We start from the raw sequence: 2,555 nt of genomic DNA on the forward strand, positions 1-2,555 counted from the left end.
TGATAATTGTCATTGGCTTTATTTATTGTTCAGGTTGATTTGTTTGGCGACAATTATCAGATCATAAATAAGGCCTTTTTTCTATCTAAAATATAGGTTTATTGCTAAAGATCCTGTCTATGATCACTAACTAATAAAGGTTGTTCCTCAATGCTAGCTGTCACTGGTCTTATTTTATCTTCATTATATAAAAAACCTGAATTAGCAACATGCCCTTCACCAACGTCAAATACAAAAGTGACCTCATGCCATTCATTCTGTATCAAATCTTCACATTGCAAAAAACATTTTGCTATTTCTAAAACTTTCTCATTATCTATATTCATCTTTATTTTCCAAATAATTTCATATCTTTACGTGAAACCCTTTCAAATACTTCACCTGTAGAATTATTAAACTTATGCCTTCTATCAAAAACAAGTTCTCCCGATTTTGGGTCAAAGACTTCGTACTCAGAAATAATATCTGTAGGTCTTTCTGAACCTGGAGAGTTTAAAGAAACCTTTAAATTAACTTCATATCCTTCTTTAGTCCAATCAGCCTATTCGTTTTCCATTTTTTTATAACTGCCGCGATTAAAGTTGGCATTTTGAGGGAATAAATTCTTCTCACCTTGGTCACTCATAAAGCGATGCCCAACTAAATGGCCACCATAGTCATCGTCATCGTCTAATCGAGCCGTATCGGCTACTTCACCCTGTAATTTTTTCTCTGCAGTAGAACGTCCTTCATGGTAAGTACTATCTAGCTTAGCTTCAACTGAAATCGGTCGCCCTTTATCATCAACTTTCCATACAGCTTTGTTACTACCGAAGGTTTCAGCTATTTCTCTAGATACTTTTTTTGCTGCCTGTGTAACCGTTAATTGTACAGTATTGGTTGCAAAGTCTATTTTCTTAACCATAGGTTCAATTGCTTTATCAGCAAACTTCCCTGGGATTAGTGCTACGGCAGTGAGAGCAACCCCCCTCTAAAGTTGGTCCAGTATTAAACATATCAGCTACTATTGTTACTGCATCTGCAAGACCTTCAACCATCCATTCAACTGGCAATATCGTGACCAACTGTAATCCCTCTTCTTGAGGTAAAGAGCTCAAGTGTTCTTTTATTTCTTTCGGTGTTAACTGACCAACTTGAGCTGCTTTTAATAATTCATCTGAAAGCGTTGGGCTAATACATCCAGAAGCGACATTTGAATCAAGTGCTTCTTTAAAGCTTCTTTCCCCTTCTTTACACAATAATCCAAACGGATCCACCTAGTTCACATGATTTGGCGCATATTGATAATGGTTTATACCACCCACTAAGCCAATAGTGTCTTGATGGATAAATCGAGCTTGTTGAGGGCTGTAGTACCTAAAGCGGTTGTAGTGTAAACCAGATTCGTCATCAAAGTATTGCCCTTGAAAACGGATTAGGTTAGTTATCTTGTCTTGCAGACCAGCATAATCAACATCAGCATTTTCAATGTATCTAACTTTAATAGATGTATTTTCAATTGTTTGACCGAACACATCTTGCTAGCTGCGCCAAACAATTTGGGTGTTTTCATCGATTAAGCAAATCGGGGTGCCGAGTTAGTCTAGGTGGATTAGATTACACATAAATGTCTCTCTATTATTAGGTGTTTAGTGTTTAGTGTTTAGTGTTTAGTGTTTAGTGTTTAAAAATTTAATCGTTAATTAAATATAACGGTAAATAAAGTGAATCAGTTTTACACTGCCAGCCATGCATATCTTTACCCAATTTAGCCATGCTAAGTGCATTTAATGACATGACCGCATTTCCATCTTCTTTATAGTCACCGTATTTACACTCATCAGCGTGCCACGCAATAACTTTGTCTATGCTTGATTGCCATAACTCACTATCTCCTATACTAAGGCCTTTAATGGCTTCAATTAGTGGGACAATATACTGCTGAACATCTTTATCTTTGGTTGATTTCGCCTCAGTGAGCGCATTTTCGATTTCGTTTGTCGACAGTGCTTTGCCTGTACCAATTTTGATGAGTAAATGATCATATAAAAAAATAGCTTTCTTCGTCACGCTGCTGGTTGTAAAGTCATCTGCATGCTCACGTAATTGGCTTATTATTGATTCATCACCAAACAACAAGGCAACATTTAATTCCTCTTGGATTGTCCACTCATTGTTGTGTCCTTTTAGTTCCGAGTCAAAGCCTGTTAAATAAGCAAATGGCGCTGCTTTTTTTAAATAACACTTAGCTTCCTCATAATTTTCTAAAACGTAGTATGCATATGCAAGCTCTTGATACTCGCTTGAAAGTATTTGTGCTGCTTCTTCTTTATCTTCTTGAGAAGCTAACGGATCGTTAATATCAGCAAGCCTGACCTCAATTACCAGAGGTGCATCTTCAAAAAGTTCTTCAAATTCGAAATCATCATTATTTAGTTTTAGCATTTTTTTTCCTATGGAAGAGGTTGAAGCTTACAACGATAAAACATGCCGCCCATTTTAATGACATTGATGTGCAATATGGATTAGGAGTTTGCAAAAAACTATTTATTTCTAGTCCAATATTATCTAATTAT

At 36.2% G+C, this 2,555-nt stretch carries 5 protein-coding genes and 1 pseudogene; all 6 read right to left on the reverse strand.

Translation table 11 applies throughout. The features are described 5' to 3' along the window. Nucleotides 1–104: 104 nt before the first annotated feature. The 6 genes and pseudogenes from AC19MV_RS22880 to AC19MV_RS22905 all read right to left on the reverse strand — a co-directional run bounded on the left by AC19MV_RS22880 (nucleotide 105) and on the right by AC19MV_RS22905 (nucleotide 2,424). The gene (locus tag AC19MV_RS22880; protein WP_498310026.1) at nucleotides 105–326 is read right to left on the reverse strand and encodes a hypothetical protein; all 222 of its coding nucleotides are present in this window, start codon (nucleotides 324–326) and stop codon (nucleotides 105–107) included. A gap of 215 nt (nucleotides 327–541) precedes the next feature. After that, a complete protein-coding gene (locus AC19MV_RS22885; protein ID WP_498310027.1) occupies nucleotides 542–904 on the reverse strand; it encodes a DNA/RNA non-specific endonuclease in 363 nt (120 codons plus the stop codon). A gap of 16 nt (nucleotides 905–920) precedes the next feature. Then, a complete protein-coding gene (locus AC19MV_RS22890; protein ID WP_498310028.1) occupies nucleotides 921–1,256 on the reverse strand; it encodes a hypothetical protein in 336 nt (111 codons plus the stop codon). Further along, entirely contained in the window at nucleotides 1,257–1,514 is a 258-nt protein-coding gene (locus AC19MV_RS22895; protein WP_498310029.1) for an RHS repeat-associated core domain-containing protein, read from the reverse strand. Nucleotides 1,515–1,520: 6 nt separating this feature from the next. Next, nucleotides 1,521–1,577, reverse strand: a pseudogene (locus tag AC19MV_RS22900) (RHS domain-containing protein); the annotation flags it as partial. A gap of 94 nt (nucleotides 1,578–1,671) precedes the next feature. Beyond that, entirely contained in the window at nucleotides 1,672–2,424 is a 753-nt protein-coding gene (locus tag AC19MV_RS22905) for an Imm49 family immunity protein (RefSeq protein WP_498310030.1), read from the reverse strand. Nucleotides 2,425–2,555 lie beyond the last annotated feature (131 nt).

Source organism: Shewanella sp. MF05913 (assembly GCF_059758095.1).

Excerpts from the sequence above, each read along its gene's own strand:
- AC19MV_RS22880 (WP_498310026.1), bottom strand. The coding sequence starts at position 326 with ATGAATATAGATAATGAGAAAGTTTTAGAAATAGCAAAATGTTTTTTG.
- AC19MV_RS22885 (WP_498310027.1), bottom strand. The coding sequence starts at position 904 with ATGGTTAAGAAAATAGACTTTGCAACCAATACTGTACAATTAACGGTT.
- AC19MV_RS22905 (WP_498310030.1), bottom strand. The coding sequence starts at position 2,424 with ATGCTAAAACTAAATAATGATGATTTCGAATTTGAAGAACTTTTTGAA.